Raw genomic sequence first — 16576 nt, forward strand, 5'->3', positions numbered from 1 at the left:
TCGACCGCCGGGATAAACCGTTCTGTGCTCGGTTCCGTGTCACGTTGCCGGACAAATCAGCAGCTCCAAACTCGGCGTTACATGTAACATGGCTCTATGGCGGTGAGGGAAAGGGTAGGTGAGTACCGACGACGGATGCGCGAGCGCGGCCTCCGACCGCTGCAGGTCTGGGTGCCTGACGTGCGCACCGAGACTTTCGCGGCCGAGGCGCACAGGCAGGCCTCGCTGGTCGCAGAAGCTCACGAAGAAAGCGACGACCAAGACTTCATCGAGGCGATCTCGACGCGGTGGGACGAGGAGTGAATCGAGGGGAGATTTGGACCGTGGCCGGAGGTGTTTATGCCTCGAAGCCCCGTCCGGCGGTGATCGTTCAGGATGACCTCTTCGATGCCACGACTTCGGTCACCGTAGCTCCGATGACCAGCACGCTGTTGGATGCTCCACTGCTGCGCATCCGCATAGGGGGCGGAGATGGGCTACTTTCGGGACTCGACCACGATAGTGACGTGATGATCGACAAGCTCACGACGGTCAGAAGGTCGAACGTCCATACCCGAATCGGCCGCCTGACAGCGGAGCAACTGGTTGAGATCGAGCGGGCAATGATGGCATTCCTCGGCCTTGCTCGATGAATGAACCCCGTTGAGGAGCAGTGCAAATGGCATGCTCTAGCGTCAGGTCGCCATATTTCGATCTCGTCGTATTCCTCAACTGAAGGTACCGCCAGCCGGTTGGCCAGTTGGTGCAGGCAGGGGAGTCGTCATCCGCCAGTCGGGGGTCGTCGTTTCAATCATCGGTACTGCCCGAGTGGCTGTGCGCGGAGTTTGCTGGATAGCAGAGTCCCTAGTACCGACGAGCGCTAGCATTGACTGCAATGCATGCAGTGGATGAGGGGTGACGATGGCGACCTTGACGATTCGTGATCTTGACGACGAACTCAAAGCGGCACTGCGTGTTCGCGCAGCAGAGCGCGGCCGGTCGATGGAATCTGAGGTGCGTGAGATCTTGCGCACGGCATTGGAACGCCCTGTGGGTGGTCCGGGGATGGCGACGCGGATTCGGCAGCGCTTCGCGGGAACCGGGGGTGTGGAGCTTGACCTGCCCAGTCGGACCGAGCGTCCACGCGCTGCGGCCCTTGACGAATGATCGTCTTGGATACCAACGTCGTTTCGGAGCTGATGCGCCCAGCGCCGGAACCTGGCGTCACTAGTTGGGTCGACAGCTTGGATGTGGCCGACATATGGCTGACTGTCGTGACGGCGGCCGAACTGATGTGCGGCGTCGCCCGATTGCCGAACGGGCGACGCCGGCGTGAGCTTCGCGCAAAGGTCGACGGACTGCTGGCGGAGGATTTCCAGGACAGAATTCTGCCGTTCGATGCGCTGGCGGCAACCCACTATGCAGATATCGTTGCTGACCGGGAGCGTAGCGGGCTCCAGATCAGTATGGCCTACGGGCAGGTCGCCGCAATTTGCCGCAACTGGAACGCCGGACTCGCGACGCGCAACGTCAGTGACTTCGTTGACATCGGCGTCGACCTCATCAATCCGTGGGATTTGGCAACACCGTAACCACTTGGCCTAAACGACGCACGCCGGTTGCGAAACGGCCTTAGTGAAACACGCTGCAGCACAGCGGTTTGCCTAGGACGAGTCGGGCGTCATGGTTCGTCCAGGTGGATTCGCCGGGATGTTGGTTCGATGAGTGGGGTGAGGGGGTCACTCGGATTGCCCGCCGACTACGAGCTGAGCGCTATCTAGCCCCAACGTGGTAGGGCAACAAGCCGGTCGCTCTCAAACCCCGCAGGCGCTCGATCGTTTGCTGGACTTTGCCGACGATCCACAATCAACCGCTTGTCTACATTTCGTCTACGCTGACTTCCATGGCGGCAGAAACTACAACTGTCCGAGTCCGCCGGCGAGATTCTGAGCGGCTCCAATCGCTGGCCAAAGCTCGTCAGACCGCCGTTGTCGACGTCGTGCACGCTGCGATCGACGCTCTGGAACGGCAGGAGTTCCTCCGGGGATTAAACGGCGATTACCAGCGCCTGCGTGGTAATCCCGAACTCTGGGAACAGTACCTGGCCGAGCGTCACGAGTGGGACGCCCTGGCTTGATCTGGCGAGGGGATCTACTACGTCGATCTCGCCCAGCCGGTCGGCCACGAGCCGGCCTCTCGGCGCCCAGCGGCGGCCGCACGCGACTTCGACCCCGGCCGCAAGCATTGCCATCGATGAGGTGGTCCAAGGAGGTTCATTGTTTGCTAACCCGTTATCGGCTGGGGGAGCGCCTTGTGAATCAGCGAGGCGCTTCATCTCCTTCGACTCGGCTCGTACGCGGGGTAAAATCGGGCAATGATCTTCACTCGGATCACCGTGGACCCAGCTGTGATGGGCGGTATGCCCTGTGTGCGTGGGTTGCGGTTTCCTGTGGCGACCGTTGTGGCAATGGTCGCCGACGGCATGTCCGCGCAAGAGATCATCGCCGAGCATCCTGATCTCGAACTCGGCGACGTTGCCGAGGCATTGAAGTACGCTGCCGAAGCGCTGAAGGAACGCGAACTTCCGCTTCGGAAACCGGCGTGAAGTTTCTGCGCTTCACCGCCCAGGCCATATGTGAAGTCCGCCAGGTGTATCGAGACAGGGCACTACCGGAACAGAAACCGCTCGGACACAGATGAAAACGAAGACTTTAAACTGACATAATGTATCTTATCGGTACATTGGTGAGCTGTACCGACTGCGACTAGTCGGCGGTACAGTCGATCTCTTCGCCTTACCTGCGGAGTCCAGGAACATCTTCATGCCCGACCATCAACCATCTCGTTCGTGGCGCGGCTGTGCGGATGTGTAAGCCGCATAAGCGTCGAGGCGTTGGCCACGCCGCCAAGGATCCAGTCGCGGCCCGCCGACATTTGGGGTTCGCGCGTCAGGTACCCCGTCGGTCAATCGGTGGTGATGACTACTAGTGCCCCGCCGTCGCCTCTCCAATTGCGTCACAGTGACGATTTTCGAGAAGGTGCCTGTGTGTCAGATTCGCTTGCCGTACAGGCTTTTTCGATGAAGACGAGGCCGGGTTGAAGCCTGGCGGTCGGCTTCGGGTTCCGGCTGGTGATAGCGTCCCCGGTGAACGCAAGGAGCTGGCCGGATGGTTGTTTGGTTAAGGCGGATGAGGTGGCGAGCCGTGTCGCTGCTGCCTCTGGCTGCGACGCTGATCGCCGGCTGCGGTACCGATCCAAGCCGACCTGTCGCCTCGGATGATCCCGTGACGACGCTGCCGGTTCCGGCGAACATGCCGCCGTTCCCATATCCCAGCGACATTCCGCCGGTGTGGCTGCCCAGCGCTGTGCCCACCGTCCAGCTCCCGAGTGAGATCCCACGGGAGCCACTGCCGGCCGATGTACCGCAGGTTGAGTTGCCTGCCGAGATTCCCCGCGTTCAATTGCCCTCCGCGATCCCGCCTATCCCCTTCCCGTAAAGCGGTTCTACCCCAATGGATTTCGTCACTGTGACGAATGCCATTGGGGTAGAACGAGGCGGTCGTGGCGTTGCTCCAGACCCGTGTTCAAGAGGGCACGACCGATCGGTCATCGAACACCCTGAGGTCGAGCGGTTCGCCCAACAATTCCACCTGAATGCCGTCGGGATCCAGAACGCAGGCCACTGGAGCATTCGTGCGTGATGTCTTGATAGTGCGGACATCCGAGGCCAGTCCAAGAGATTTGAGCCGCCGCAGCGTCTCCTCGACGTCGACTTGAAATGACAGCACGCACATTCCTCGTTGAAGCCGTCGCACTCCCTCGGGTTCGCGTTCCGCGTCGAAACCGTTGATCTGCATCAACTCCACACACCCGGTGTTCGGTTCCCCTGCCACGCCGAGGAAGACGGTCCTGGTGCGATTGGTGGGCGCATTGAGCAGCGTGACCAGATCGGGCTCAACGACTGTGTCAAAGAGCGTTCTCAGCCCAATGCCGTCGCAGTAGAACCGCAGCGACGCATCCATATCCGCGGGGCAAATCGCGATGTGGTGAACGGCCACTCCGGTTGGTTCAGGCGCTGACATTCGCGGCTGCTCTCTTCCTGGCTCAAGGCCTCGAATCATGCTCATTCTCAATGTATTCCTACTTTGACACCGTGTCTTGAACAAGGTGCTGGGCGCGAGAGCAATTCGATTCTCGCCGGTATGCCGTCGAGCACAGCCATACCACCCTCGCGGACGCCCACTGTCTTGCGGTCCCGCAGATCGATTCGGCCAGGAAGGTGTGAGCCGGTGGCTGAAGCGACGCCCAGAGTGCGCTCACTCCAGCCAGTCGTTACCCGCAAGACCAAGTGATTTCACGTCGAGCGTGGGCGTGATGCCGGATTGCGGGGCCAGGCCATGGTTTTCGAGTACCGACCGCAGTACCTCAGCGGCATCGATGTTGAGTGGGCTGGACACCCACATGGCGTAGGGCAGATTGATGAACCGGTTCTCCCGCACGGCCCTGAGGTTGCGGCTGGCCGGGTTGGACCGTAGGGCGTCGATCTTTTCCTCGACCGACTGACCCGGGTAGTCGACGAACGCGATCAGATCTGGATCGGCCGTGGCGATCCGCTCCCAGCTCACCGTGGTCCAGGTGTCGCGAACGTTCTCGGTGGCGTTGCGCGCACCGGCAGTGTCGATGATCCCTTGCGGCCCGCCGAACATCCCCGACGAGAAGACGGTGTCGCTGCCGCTGTCGAACAAGAAGACGGTCGGCATATGCTCGGGTTGCGGTGCAGCACGTAGCGTTTCGAGTCTCGCAGCCACCTCGTCGGCCGCGCGTGCGCCCTGTTCGGCGTTGCCGGTGATGATGCCGATGTTGCGCAGGTCGGTATCGAGCGCGAGCCACGGGTCCATCGTGCCGCGTACGCGCTCCCCCTCGACCTGCCGGCACGCCTCGGACAACTGGTAGACGCCGATACCGTGTCCGGACAGGATTTCGGGCGTGATCCCCCGGGCCTCCCCCATGCCGTAGTTGTATCCGGCGAACAGCACCTGCGGCTTTGCGCCGACGATGTTCTCCAGCGTCGGCTGCGTCGGCGCAACCTCGTTGAGCTCATCGACCTGCGAACCGTATTCCAATCGAAGCACGTCGACGTCACGTGCCATCGAGCTGACCGCGACCATCTGCTCGTGCGCACCGGCGGCCAGCGCGATGGCGATCATGCCGCCGTCGTTGACGAACAACCGATCGAGCGGCTGTTCATAGCTGACCTCCTCGCCGCAGTTGGCGACGGTCACGGTGGACGACGCAGCGGACACCTCGTGCTGCGAGCCGCAGGCGGTGATCAGGCCAAGCGTGAGTGCCGCAACGGACCATTTCATCCAAAAGGTATGTGCCACAGTCATCTTCCGTCGGTGGTGTCGAACGCCGGATCGGCGTGGGTGAGCAGCAGGTGGGGACGTCTCGTCGTGGGATGGGTGATGACATCGCCGGCGACGTCGAACACCTCAGACAGCAGCTCGGGATCGAGCACCTCAGTAGGCGGTCCGTGCGCGACGAGCCCACCGGCAGCGACGACGGCGACCGCGTCGAAATGCCTCAGCACCAAATCCAAATCGTGCATGGCAGCGATGACCGTGCATTCGAGGGTGTCGAGAACCCTCATGAATCTCAGCTGCCATGCCGCGTCGAGATGATTGGTCGGTTCATCGAGCACCAGCACCGACGTCTGTTGGGCCAACGCGCGCGCGAGCACGACACGATGACGTTCACCACCGGAGAGTTCCGCGCAGGACCGGTTTCCCCAACCGCTCAGACCGACCGCCATCAGCGCGTCCTCGACGATGTCGTGCTCCTCACCCGCACCCGTCGACGACCACGGATTCCGGTACGGCGTCCGGCCAAGCCGGACCGCCTCGGCGACGGTCAGCTCACCCGATGGCCGCTCTTCCTGCCCGACGACGGCGACGGTGCGCGCCCGGCGCCGCGCGGGCATCCGATACACATCCTCCCCGTCGACCTGGATCGTTCCGGCCCGCGGAGCCTGCAGACCCGACAGCGCCCGCAGCAGGGTGGTCTTGCCGGCGCCGTTGGGTCCGACCACGGCCAGTCGGGTGCCGGCGGGAACGACCAGATCCACCCCGGACACCACGGTTCTCCCGCCGCGGCGACACACGACGGCATGCGCGCTGACCGTCGCGGCACTCACGTGCTGCTGCCGAATTCGTAGCGGCGACGGCCCATCAGGAACAGAAACACCGGCGCCCCGATCAGTCCGGTGACGATACCCAGGGGCATCTCCCGGGGTGCGGCCAGTTCACGGGAGATCACGTCGACCCACACCAGAAACAGCGCTCCGCCGAAGACCGTCACCGGCAGCATTGCGCGATGAGTGGCGCCCACGACGAGGCGTGCCGCGTGGGGCACGATGAGCCCGACGAACCCGATCCCACCGGCGACGGCGACCAGCACGCCGGCGAGCACCGCCTGCGCGACGAACAGGGCGTTGCGCAAGGCCCGTACCGGCACACCGAGCGACGTGGCGGTGTCGGAGCCGGCGGCGTAAGCGTCGAGCCACGAATGGATCAGCAATGCCCCGATCAGCGAGACCAGGACGACGACACCGGCGATCGGCACTTTCGCCCACGTCGCTCCGGCGACACTGCCGAGCAACCAGAACATGACGCTCTCGGCGGCATGCGGGTCACCGGTGGTGAATACCAGCAACGACGACAACGCCATGAATGCCGAGGACAGCACGACACCTGACAGGATCAGGCGAAGGGCGCTCAGTCCGCCCTGGGCGCGTGCGACGGCGTACACGGTGAGGGTGGCGACCAACGCGCCCAGCAGCGCCCCTCCGGACAACGCCCATACCCCCAACGCCGAGAGCACCCCGAGGGTCATCACCGACGTTGCGCCGACGGCGGCACCTGCGGACACCCCCAGCAGATACGGCTCGGCCAGCGGGTTGCGGACCAAGGCCTGCATCAGCGCGCCGGCCAACGCCAGACCCGCGCCCACGATCGCGGCCAGCATCGAACGCGGCAGGCGCAGATCCCAGACGATGACGTCGTAGGCCGAGTCGACCTCGATCCCGGCGATGAAGCGGCCGATCACGGTGCGCCACACCTCGCCGATCGGGATGTCCTCCGCGCCGAAGGCGACCGAGACCACGATGCTCGCCAAGGTGAGTCCCGCGAGAATCGCGGTGAGCGGCGGGGCCGGAACGCGTCGTACGGTGGGAGCCGGTGCCCTGACCCCCGCAAGGGTTGCCTTCGGGGGCACGGTCATGGGAGGCCGGTGGATCGACACGCCTTGCCTTCGTCTGCCGGGGTATCTGTGCGCGAGATACACGTGGACTCAACCGAGGACGGCAGGTATTCGGACTTGGGATCATCCGAACTCGACGCCTTCCCAGAAGACCGCGAGGTGTTCCAGTGGCTTGTGCCGAGTCCGTCTCCCATACCGCTGCGCGCCAGTCCCGGATTCTCACCGGGTTCCCTGGCATCCGTTGGCACGGATGCGACCGACCTCGTCGAGGACACTACCAAGCCCCGGTCAGCAGACGGAATGGCCCGATTTCGACCATCGTGGGAAAACCCGTCGTAGGCTGTTTGCTACAGCAATAGCACAGCAACCCCTCTCTCCAGAGGCAACTACTATGACGAAACGCAGAATCGTCGCGGTCTCCTCGGAATGCACTGCGACTCTCATCGTCCTCGGTGCCGCTGCTGTCGTCGGGCCACCCGCGCGCGCAGACGATTTCGGGACTGCCTTACAAAGCCGCGTCGGCCAGCTTCGCCAGACCTGTCCGGGTCTCAGCGGCGAACCGAGCTTGAGGTTGGCAGCGCAACGGCACGCCGATGACATGCTGATGACCGGCGTGGGCGGCCATACAGGTTCCGATGGCTCTTCACCGCAAGCCCGTATCGCGGATGCGGGCTACAACGCCGGGTACACGGGTGAAATCGTGTACTGGGGTACCGGATCGGCAGCCAGTGTGGCCGCAGCGCTCGACGCGTGGATGAACAGTCCCCCGCACCGGGACGTCATCCTGAATTGCAGCTACACCGCAGTCGGCTTTGCGACAGCCATGGACAGCAACAAGATGACTGTGGTGGGTGACTTCGCGGGAGCATAAGCCGGGGTCGGTCATCCACTCAGCGGCTGCACATCAGGTCGACATACGCGGTGGTGTACCGCACGAGGTTGTTCACATTGCCCACCGGTCCGCGTTGCACCCAGGAGTGCTTGACGTCAGTGCCCTGGCGCACCGCCGTCACGGTGCACTGATCCATCGGCGCATTTCCGACCTTGTTGAGAATGACTTTGAAACCTTGAGCTTCCAGATCGCTGATCGTCGCTTGGGCCGAGGTCTGGCCTGTCGGTGCCGCCACCGCCGGCGCGGATGACGCGAGAGCCATACCTGCCGCAGCCGAGGCGACGGCAACGATCTTCACGAACGTATTCTTCGTCATCTGAGCCCCTTTCGGCCGATCACCAGCCGCTCCGTGTGGGTGCGGTGTATAGGTCCAGGCTAGAGACGAATACGGCTGGTGGCCGGAACTCATACCCAACGCATAATTAGCTGCAGCACAAGCTCATAGACGCTTCACATCGAATTCAGACACAACGGCCGACAACGGTGACAGCTCAGAAATTGCCGTCCAGGAATTCGGCATACGCCGGCAGGTCGAGTTGGCCGTGTCCGGACAGCCCGATCACCACAACCTGTTCGGCTGAGTTGTCGGCCACGTGCGCCGCGGCGGCGGCGATCGCATGAGTGGATTCGGGCGCGGGCACGATTCCCTGGGTGCGGGCGAACAGGACGCCGGCAGAGAACGCATCGTGCTGCGAGATCGCGATGCCTTCGACCAGTCCGAGTTCGACGGTGTGACTGAGCGCCGGTGCCATACCGTGATAACGCAGCCCGCCCGCGTGGATCGGATCGGGTACGAAATCCATACCGAGCGTGTGCATTTTGAGCAACGGTGTCAGCCCCGCCACGTCACCGTGGTCATACCGGTACTCCCCCTGTGTGATCGACGGGCATGCGGCGGGTTCGGCGGCGACGATCCTCGGGTTCGAGCGGCCATGGATCTTCTCGCGCAGGAACGGGAATGCCAGGCCGGCAAGGTTCGAGCCGCCACCGGCGCAGCCGAAGACGACGTCGGCACCGTTCGGTTCGACCGCGGCCAACTGGGCGACGGCTTCCAGACCGATGACGCTCTGGTGCAGCACCACGTGGTTCAGCACGCTGCCGAGGGCGTAACGGGCGTCCGGATCTGCTGCGGCGACCTCGACCGCCTCGCTGACCGCCATCCCGAGGCTGCCGGTGGTGTCGGGACTCTGGGCGAGGATGGCACGGCCCGACTCGGTGAGCGTCGAGGGGCTGGAGTGCACCGTGCCGCCGTAGGTGCGAATCAGGTGACGCCGGTACGGTTTTGACTCGTAGGACGCCCGGACCTGCCACACCTCGATCTCGAGGCCGAACTGCGCGCCGGCGAACGCGAGCGCACTGCCCCACTGGCCGGCGCCGGTCTCGGTGGTGAGTTTGCGAACACCGTCGATGCTGTTGTAATACGCTTGTGCCACAGACGAATTGGTCTTGTGGCTGCCGACCGGGCTGACACCCTCGTACTTGACGTAGATATGCGCCCCGGTGTTCAGCGCCTGCTCGAACCGCCGGGCCCGAATCAACGGTGCCGGGCGCCACATGGCATAGATCTCGCGCACGGCGTCCGGGATCGCGACGTAGGGCTCGGTGGATACTTCCTGCGCGATCAACCCGCTCGGAAACAGAGCTGCGAGATCGTCGGGCCCCACCGGCTCTTTCGTCGCCGGATGTAGGTGGGGTGGAATCGGCCGGTCCAATTCGGCGGCCAAGTTGTACCAATGCGTCGGCACCTCGACGGTCACCAGATCCGGATGGGCAGCGTCGGCGTGCAACGTCATGCCGACACTGTAGTGGGTCCGCTCATACGCCCTCAACAGGTGCGTTTCGCCAAGTAGACCCTTGTTTCGGCCGGTCTCAGCGCGCGTCGACACACATGCTTTCTCCGGGGAGGTTTATCCCTTGCCGGCCTCGGCTAGCCAACGTGTCCGTGAGATTCATCCGCATACGGATTGGAGGTCTACGGCATGAAGATCACAAAGGTTCTTGCAACCACGGCTATCGCAGGTGGAATGGCTGCCGGTGCGGTCGGACTGAGCGCGGCTACCGCCGGCGCCGATCCGGCGTGGGCGCCGGCGCCCGATCAGCCGATGCTCGCGACGGCGCCGCCACCGGGGCCCAATCCCGGCAGCCCGCCGGCGTGGGCACCTCCGGCGCCCGCGCAACCGGCATGGGCCGCGGGTAACCCGCAGGTCTGGGATGAAGGTTGGCACCACTGGGGCGTGTGGATGAACGGGGTGTTCGTCCCGACGTTCTGATCGGCACCGACCCGACCTCCGCCATCGCCGGCGTACGGCGGTGTCGGAGGTCGCTTCGTATGCCGATGGGGCCCACGATGCATTCCTTCACCAATGCCAGATTCACCGTTGAATCTCGGATACAGAGTTGTATATTAGGTGTGCGTTACGCCACATGAGTCCGTGGTCGGCGCTCCGCTCCCATAAGTGAAGGACTGCAATGGATCTCGTTGACCGCATCGCCAAACATCGCCGTATGGCCGAGAGCTACCGTGACAAGTACGTGTTGCGGAAGGTTCAGGAAGGCGAAACGTACGACGAGTGGGAGTTCACCGACGACGCGGTGTACACCTCCCCCTATTTCGTGGCGGGGCAGGAACTCGTCCTCAAAGATGTGGCAACCTCTTTCGACGTCGCCGCCACGGTCGAGGCCAAGGCGTACTCGGTGGTCTTTCCGGATTGGAAGCCTGTGGACCACAAGTTCTGGCCGGCCGAGAACGGTCTTGTCATGCGCTACCGCTGGGAAGGTACGACGGCCGAGGGTGAGACGATGGGCTTTTACTCCATCAGCTTCGTCGACACCAACGACGACGGGCAGATCACTCACTGGTCGACCTATGTCAACGATGAGGAGTACGGCCCCTTCCTGGAGAAGGCCATCGGTGCCCGTGGCCCGTTCCACGGTGACGAGTACATGGAGGCGCTGGCCCGCCACTTCGAAAAGCACAACCTCACCTGGTGAACGAAAAAAACTGATGCACAGTCGGCGCCAATACTCGACACAGCGCCGGCACAACTGCCCGAAATAGCGTTGCTCTCCGTGCGGCACCGTTGTCGCACCAGGGAGAAACGGAGTAAGGCAATGCGTTTCAAGAACACCGTAGGCGTCTCGACGATGGCGGCGGGCATCGGGGTGGCGGCACTGCTGGGCCTCGGCATCGGTACGGCCAGTGCCGATCCCGGCCCCGGGCCCGGCTGTGATCGCCCCGGTGCGCCCTGCGACAACCACAACAATCGAGGTCCCCAGGCCGAGGAGTGGCACAATCGCGGCATTGACCAGGGACGGCGCGACCATCAGCCGTTCGACTGGAACGGCCAACGGGTGACGCCCATGCCGGCCGGCGACGGCCACGGCTGGGGCTTCTGGTTCCTCGGTACCTGGATCCCGCTGTAAGGCAACGTGACCCGTGGTGGGGTACTCGAATGGGAGTGCCCCACCGCAAGCGCCGTGCTTACCTGGGCGTGGCGCACACCGCTTTCACCGCACCGTCCATCGCGGTGGCCGCGGTCCAGTGGGCTTGATCTGCCGGCTGAAACGTCGAAAGCTTCGCGGCATAGTTGTCCACGTATTTCGACTGTGCTCGGAGCAAATTGACGAGAAGCGGGTCTGTCGCCTTGTCGGACAAGCGGCGCAGTTCGGCCGCCTCCTCGCGCATAACCGGGACCACGGCCATCGTGATGGACCTCTGTTTGGGCGTCCAGCGCGCGGCCGGCACGCCGTGATCGGTCTTGGCCCATGCCCGCTGCCTGCCGTCGAAGCCGGCACTGGCGCGTTGCCACTGAACGCAGATCGGGTCCGGCTTCGCGGCAGCGAAGGCCTGGGCGGGGCGGGCGCCGGCCTGGTCGCTTGCTGCCGATGAAACCGGCTCGGCAGGAATGGTTTTGGTTGACGGCGGCGAAGTGGGGGCAGACGCGGCCTGCCCCTCTTCGTTGTTCGGCAGCGTGACCGCCAGAACACCACCGACGATCAGCACGGCAGCAGTGGCGGTGCCGACGGCCTTCCATGTCCGCGACCGACCTGTCGCCAGACCGGCACCCGAAGGCCACCGGCTGCCGCTGCCGAGCGCGACGTGGAACGCGGCGTCGGGACGGGCGCGCAACTCGGCGACGGCCACTTCGACGGCCGCGGTGGGCGTGCCCAGATCGGTGAGCGCCTTGACGAACCTGGCGACCGAGACGAGGTCGCGGCTGTAGAGATTCTCCGGTGGTTGCATCGTGGGCAGAAACCGCGCCACCAGATCTTCCCGCAACTGAGACGCTTGGGCGATTTCCGCCGCGGTGAGCCAATGCCCCGGAACGTCTTCTGTGCCAATCCCTGTCATCAGGTGGTCCTTCCCGCGCGCATCTCATGATTGGTATCGCACTTCGTCGATGCCCTGCAACCGCTCAGCACCTGATCAACGCCACATTGCGATCACAACTGAGCCACCGGCAGATCACGGCCGCAACCGTCCACACGTGCCCGGCCGGGCTTGGCATGATGCGGACATACTGCTGCGCAGTCCGGTCTCGTCATGCTTCTACTGAACGAAGGTGCGTAATGGATCAGTACCGTCGCGGGGAATTCGTGTTCGACGTCATCGATGATGGGCCCGCCGACGGCCCGGTGGTGGTCTTACTGCATGGGTTCCCACAGCAGAACACGAGTTGGCTGCCGATCATCTCGCTGCTCACCGCGCAGGGATTCCGGTGCCTCGCCCCCAACCAGCGAGGTTATTCCCCCGGTGCCCGGCCACTTCGCCGTCGGGACTACCGCGCATACGAACTTGTGCAAGACGCCCTCGCGCTGATCGACGCCAGTGGTGCCGAGCGGGTGCATCTCGTCGGTCATGACTGGGGTGCGGCGGTCGCCTGGAGTGTGGCGGGCCACGCCCCCGAGCGATTGGCGTCGTTGACCGCACTGTCGGTCCCGCACCCGATGGCGTTCCTGCGGTCTCTGCTCACCAGCCGGCAAGCCCTGGCGTCGTGGTACATGTACGTCAATCAACTGCCGCGACTGTCCGAATGGCTCATGCTCGGCCGTGACGGCAAGGGAGCGGCAGTCACCAAATCCCTGATCCGTAGCGGACTCCCGCCCGAAGCCGCTGCGCGCGACACCCGGTCGATGATCGAACCCGGCGCGTTGACCGCCGCACTGAACTGGTATCGGGCGATGCCGCTGAGCCGGTCGGGCCTCGGCTCGGCGCCGCCGAAGATCACGGTGCCGACGTTGTATGTGTGGAGCGATCGCGATATCGCGATCACCGCCAAACCCGCGCACGACACCGCCCGGTATGTCAGCGGTCCGTACCGGTTCGAGACTCTGACCGGTGCCTCCCACTGGCTGCCGGAGGAGAAGCCGGCAGAGATCACCGAGATGTTGTTGCAGTGGTTCGCGGCGCACCCACTCTGAGCGCATCGAGGTTCACCGCGCCCGCGACGATGCACCCCGTGTGTAGGCCGAGCGCGGACGATGACCATAATCGACAAACATCAAGGTGAGCTAACGATCGGAGCGGGCGTGGCGAGGACCGAGACTGACCGGTCCGCATCCCCCGCTCCCCCGCGGCATCCTCACCCCGGCCTGTTGATCGCCGGTTTGAGCCTCGTGGCGCTGACCGTCGCCGTCCTGCAAACCTCGGTGGTGCCCATCCTCGGCATCATCGCCCGGCAATTGAACACCTCGTCGGTAGCCGTCAGCTGGGCCGTCACCGCCAACCTGCTGGCCGCGGCGGCTTCGACCCCGTTGATCGGCCGGCTCGCCGACCTCTACAGCAAGAAACGCGTTCTGCTCGGTGTACTGGTGGTCGTGCTGGCGGGTTCGGTGCTGGCCGCGGTGACCGCATCGGTACCGCTGCTGGTCGCGGCCCGCGTGCTGCAGGGTGCCTCGTATGCGCTGTATCCCATCAGCATCGCGATCCTGCGCGAGGAACTCGCCGAAGACCGACTGGTCGGGGCGATGTCGGTGTTGTCCGGAACGCTCGGTTTCGGCGGCGGCGTCGGCCTGGTGGTCACCGGCGTGCTGATGACCGGCGATGCGGGTTATCACCGCGTCTTCTGGCTCACCACGGCGTTCACGGTCGTCGTCATCGCCGTCGCGATCATGGTGGTACCCCACCGTCGGCCCGCGGCCGGCGGCGCGATCGACTGGCTCGGCGCGGTCGGCCTGGCGATCGGTTTGTCGGCGGTACTGCTGGCGATCACCCAGGGCAACTCGTGGGGCTGGATTCACCCCGGCACCCTGGCCTTCCTGATCGGCGGCGCGGCCACGCTGATCGGCTGGTGGTGGTGGGAGCGACGGGCGGCCGATCCCCTGGTCTCGACGAGCATGCTGGCTCGGCGACCCATCCTGCTGACCAATCTGGCCACGGTCCTGGTCGGCATGGGACTCTACTTCGCATTCCTGGGCCTCACCCAGTTCGTGCAGATGTCGCGCGAGGCCGCCGGGTACGGGTTCGGCGCCAGTGTGCTGCAGGCGAGCGTGTACTTCCTGCTTCCCGGCGCGCTCACCGGTTTCGTGGTGGCGCTCGTCAGTGGCCGCTACATCGACCGATACGGCGCCAGGAAGGTGCTTGTGGTCGCGGCGGTCGCCGGCATCGCGGGGTTCGTCATGCTCGCGGTGGCGCACGACCGTCCCTGGCAGGTGGTGCTGGCCGGGGTCCTGGCCAACGCCTACATCAGTCTGGGATACGGGGCGTTGCCCGCACTCGTCGTGAGCGAGGTCGACGCCACCGAGACCGGCATCGCGACGAGCATGAACGCCATCGCCCGCACCATCGGCAGTTCCGTGGCGGCGGCGGTGGTGGCGGTGCTGCTCGGCCATCAGATGGTGCCGTCCGAGATCAGCTTCGTGACGATCTTCGTCGCCGGCGCGCTGACCGCTGCGCTGGCGATGGCGCTCATCGCGGTGTCGCGGGCTCCGGACCGCCACGACGAGACCGTCCACAGCCTGTCCGAATCCCGTGCGATGAACCACGAGTGGGGTTGATCGAGAACTCCCCGTTTCGTGTCGGAGCGATCGGATCGGCTGCGAAACTTGTAGCGCGTCGCCGGCGCGGTGTCGATCGCCAGCGATGGAATCGCACAGTTCGAGCCGGGTCAAACGAAGGATTCCATTGTAAAAATGTTAAATCGTTGCGGAATCGCTTGCGAAGGTCGGCGGAATCGGCGATTGTTTACCGACAGCTCCCGCGGCTGCACTTGAGGAGGAGACCGCTGACCGGCCCAGACATCACCGCCGTCGACAACCCGACAATCCAGGACGACGCGCCACGCGCCAGTGGAACGCCCGTCATCGAGATCGACCATGTCACGAAACGGTTTGGTGATTATGTGGCGGTCGCCGATGCGGACTTCTCCATTGCCTCCGGCGAGTTCTTCTCGATGCTCGGCCCGTCGGGCTGCGGCAAGACCACCACCCTGCGCATGATCGCCGGATTCGAGAGCCCGACCGAGGGCGCCATCCGGTTGGAGGGTGCCGACGTCTCGCGCGTGCCCCCGCACAAACGCAACGTCAACACGGTGTTTCAGCATTACGCGCTGTTTCCGCACATGACGGTGTGGGACAACGTCGCCTACGGCCCGCGCAGCCGCAAGAAGTCCGCCAGGAAAGATGCCGCCGAGATCAAACGCAGCGTCGACGAGCTGCTCGAAATCGTGCGGCTCACCGACTTCGCCAAGCGCAAACCCGGCCAGCTCTCCGGGGGCCAGCAGCAGCGCGTGGCATTGGCACGCGCCCTGGTCAACTACCCCAGCGCCCTGTTGCTCGACGAGCCGCTCGGCGCGCTCGATCTCAAACTGCGCCACGCGATGCAGTTCGAACTCAAACGCATCCAGCGCGAACTCGGTATCACGTTCATCTACGTCACCCACGATCAGGAAGAAGCGCTCACCATGAGCGACCGGATCGCGGTGATGAACAACGGCAACGTCGAGCAGATCGGCAGCCCGACAGAGATTTACGACCGGCCGGCCACGGTGTTCGTGGCGAGCTTCATCGGGCAGGCCAACCTGTGGCCGGGCCGGCAGACCGGGCGGGCCAACCGCGACTTCGTCGAGATCGAGGTGTTCGGCACCACGCTCAGGGCCAAGCCGGGCGACACCACGATCGAGGCCGGTGGCCACGCCACCCTGATGATCCGTCCTGAACGCGTGCGGGTGTCCACGGATCAACCGGGCGCAGCCGACGTCGTATCCGTGCCCGGGACCGTCAAAGATCTGACCTTCCAGGGGCCGGTGGTACGTCTTTCGGTTGCCGCACCGGACGATTCGACGATCATCGCCCATGTCGGTCCCGAGCAGGACCTGCCGCTGTTGCGCCCGGGCGACCCGGTGCACGTGAGTTGGTCACCGGAGGCGTCGCGCGTACTGCCTGCCGCGGACATCCCCACCACCGAAGATCTCGAAGAGATGCTCGATGACACGTAACCGCCGCCCGCCA

At 64.4% G+C, this 16576-nt stretch carries 21 protein-coding genes and 1 riboswitch; of the genes, 14 read left to right on the top strand and 7 right to left on the bottom strand.

Annotated features, from left to right (window positions below; translation table 11 throughout):
• Positions 1 to 96 precede the first annotated feature (96 nt).
• From A5733_RS16190 to A5733_RS16220, 7 genes are all read left to right on the top strand, one after another.
• Positions 97 to 303 carry an antitoxin MazE family protein gene (locus tag A5733_RS16190; protein WP_067765682.1) on the top strand — a complete coding sequence of 69 codons (207 nt, stop codon included), beginning with the start codon at positions 97 to 99 and terminating at the stop codon, positions 301 to 303.
• Complete coding sequence (locus tag A5733_RS16195; RefSeq protein ID WP_067765679.1) at positions 300 to 632, top strand: type II toxin-antitoxin system PemK/MazF family toxin; 333 nt, start codon at positions 300 to 302, stop codon at positions 630 to 632. Before A5733_RS16190 ends, A5733_RS16195 begins: the two co-directional genes overlap by 4 nt.
• A 268-nt stretch (positions 633 to 900) precedes the next feature.
• Positions 901 to 1146 (top strand): Arc family DNA-binding protein, encoded by a 246-nt coding sequence (locus A5733_RS16200; protein WP_076240871.1) that lies wholly within the window; start codon positions 901 to 903, stop codon positions 1144 to 1146.
• Positions 1143 to 1571, top strand: coding sequence for a type II toxin-antitoxin system VapC family toxin (locus A5733_RS16205; protein ID WP_076240841.1), 429 nt, complete (start codon positions 1143 to 1145; stop codon positions 1569 to 1571). Before A5733_RS16200 ends, A5733_RS16205 begins: the two co-directional genes overlap by 4 nt.
• Before the next feature lie 311 nt (positions 1572 to 1882).
• Entirely contained in the window at positions 1883 to 2116 is a 234-nt protein-coding gene (locus tag A5733_RS16210) for a hypothetical protein (RefSeq protein ID WP_076240842.1), read from the top strand.
• Between the two features lie 237 nt (positions 2117 to 2353).
• Positions 2354 to 2584, top strand: coding sequence for a DUF433 domain-containing protein (locus tag A5733_RS16215; protein ID WP_067765669.1), 231 nt, complete (start codon positions 2354 to 2356; stop codon positions 2582 to 2584).
• 598 nt (positions 2585 to 3182) lie between these two features.
• Positions 3183 to 3476 (top strand): hypothetical protein, encoded by a 294-nt coding sequence (locus A5733_RS16220; protein ID WP_231965585.1) that lies wholly within the window; start codon positions 3183 to 3185, stop codon positions 3474 to 3476.
• A gap of 87 nt (positions 3477 to 3563) precedes the next feature.
• Here the strand turns inward: A5733_RS16220 and A5733_RS16225 are convergent, their stop codons facing one another.
• From A5733_RS16225 to A5733_RS16240, 4 genes are all read right to left on the bottom strand, one after another.
• On the bottom strand, positions 3564 to 4061 hold the full coding sequence (locus tag A5733_RS16225) for a VOC family protein (RefSeq protein ID WP_158070619.1): 498 nt from the start codon (positions 4059 to 4061) through the stop codon (positions 3564 to 3566).
• A gap of 234 nt (positions 4062 to 4295) precedes the next feature.
• Positions 4296 to 5345, bottom strand: a complete 1050-nt coding sequence (locus A5733_RS16230; protein ID WP_076240844.1) for an ABC transporter substrate-binding protein — start codon at positions 5343 to 5345, stop codon at positions 4296 to 4298.
• Positions 5346 to 5365: 20 nt separating this feature from the next.
• Entirely contained in the window at positions 5366 to 6172 is an 807-nt protein-coding gene (locus tag A5733_RS16235; protein ID WP_076240845.1) for an ABC transporter ATP-binding protein, read from the bottom strand.
• Complete coding sequence (locus A5733_RS16240) at positions 6169 to 7257, bottom strand: iron ABC transporter permease (RefSeq protein ID WP_083666240.1); 1089 nt, start codon at positions 7255 to 7257, stop codon at positions 6169 to 6171. The genes A5733_RS16235 and A5733_RS16240 overlap by 4 nt, the downstream gene beginning before the upstream one ends.
• Positions 7258 to 7320: 63 nt before the next feature.
• Positions 7321 to 7512, bottom strand: a riboswitch (cobalamin riboswitch).
• Between the two features lie 115 nt (positions 7513 to 7627).
• On the opposite strand from A5733_RS16240, the gene A5733_RS16245 reads away from it, so the two are divergent.
• Positions 7628 to 8107, top strand: coding sequence for a CAP domain-containing protein (locus tag A5733_RS16245; protein WP_067766231.1), 480 nt, complete (start codon positions 7628 to 7630; stop codon positions 8105 to 8107).
• 19 nt (positions 8108 to 8126) lie between these two features.
• On the opposite strand, the gene A5733_RS16250 is transcribed toward A5733_RS16245, so the two are convergent.
• Together A5733_RS16250 and A5733_RS16255 are read right to left on the bottom strand one after the other, a co-directional pair.
• The gene (locus A5733_RS16250) at positions 8127 to 8444 is read right to left on the bottom strand and encodes a hypothetical protein (RefSeq protein WP_076240846.1); all 318 of its coding nucleotides are present in this window, start codon (positions 8442 to 8444) and stop codon (positions 8127 to 8129) included.
• Between the two features lie 175 nt (positions 8445 to 8619).
• A complete protein-coding gene (locus tag A5733_RS16255; RefSeq protein WP_076240847.1) occupies positions 8620 to 9921 on the bottom strand; it encodes a TrpB-like pyridoxal phosphate-dependent enzyme in 1302 nt (433 codons plus the stop codon).
• A 231-nt stretch (positions 9922 to 10152) separates the two neighbouring features.
• On the opposite strand from A5733_RS16255, the gene A5733_RS16260 reads away from it, so the two are divergent.
• The 3 genes from A5733_RS16260 (at position 10153) to A5733_RS16270 (ending at position 11551) form a co-directional block, all read left to right on the top strand.
• The gene (locus A5733_RS16260; RefSeq protein WP_369806661.1) at positions 10153 to 10398 is read left to right on the top strand and encodes a hypothetical protein; all 246 of its coding nucleotides are present in this window, start codon (positions 10153 to 10155) and stop codon (positions 10396 to 10398) included.
• A 199-nt stretch (positions 10399 to 10597) separates the two neighbouring features.
• Positions 10598 to 11119 (top strand): hypothetical protein, encoded by a 522-nt coding sequence (locus A5733_RS16265; protein WP_076240848.1) that lies wholly within the window; start codon positions 10598 to 10600, stop codon positions 11117 to 11119.
• Positions 11120 to 11239: 120 nt separating this feature from the next.
• Positions 11240 to 11551: a hypothetical protein gene (locus A5733_RS16270; protein WP_067766221.1), complete on the top strand. Its 312-nt coding sequence runs from the start codon at positions 11240 to 11242 to the stop codon at positions 11549 to 11551.
• Between the two features lie 58 nt (positions 11552 to 11609).
• Here the strand turns inward: A5733_RS16270 and A5733_RS16275 are convergent, their stop codons facing one another.
• On the bottom strand, positions 11610 to 12392 hold the full coding sequence (locus tag A5733_RS16275) for a hypothetical protein (protein ID WP_142254028.1): 783 nt from the start codon (positions 12390 to 12392) through the stop codon (positions 11610 to 11612).
• Positions 12393 to 12697: 305 nt separating this feature from the next.
• On the opposite strand from A5733_RS16275, the gene A5733_RS16280 reads away from it, so the two are divergent.
• The 3 genes from A5733_RS16280 (at position 12698) to A5733_RS16290 (ending at position 16563) form a co-directional block, all read left to right on the top strand.
• Positions 12698 to 13549, top strand: a complete 852-nt coding sequence (locus tag A5733_RS16280; protein ID WP_076240850.1) for an alpha/beta fold hydrolase — start codon at positions 12698 to 12700, stop codon at positions 13547 to 13549.
• A gap of 60 nt (positions 13550 to 13609) precedes the next feature.
• On the top strand, positions 13610 to 15124 hold the full coding sequence (locus A5733_RS16285; RefSeq protein WP_142254029.1) for an MFS transporter: 1515 nt from the start codon (positions 13610 to 13612) through the stop codon (positions 15122 to 15124).
• 266 nt (positions 15125 to 15390) lie between these two features.
• Positions 15391 to 16563, top strand: coding sequence for an ABC transporter ATP-binding protein (locus tag A5733_RS16290; RefSeq protein WP_076240873.1), 1173 nt, complete (start codon positions 15391 to 15393; stop codon positions 16561 to 16563).
• The last annotated feature ends 13 nt before the right edge of the window (positions 16564 to 16576 follow it).

The sequence above is a fragment of the Mycobacterium sp. NS-7484 genome, assembly GCF_001953975.1.
GTDB lineage: Bacteria > Actinomycetota > Actinomycetes > Mycobacteriales > Mycobacteriaceae > Mycobacterium.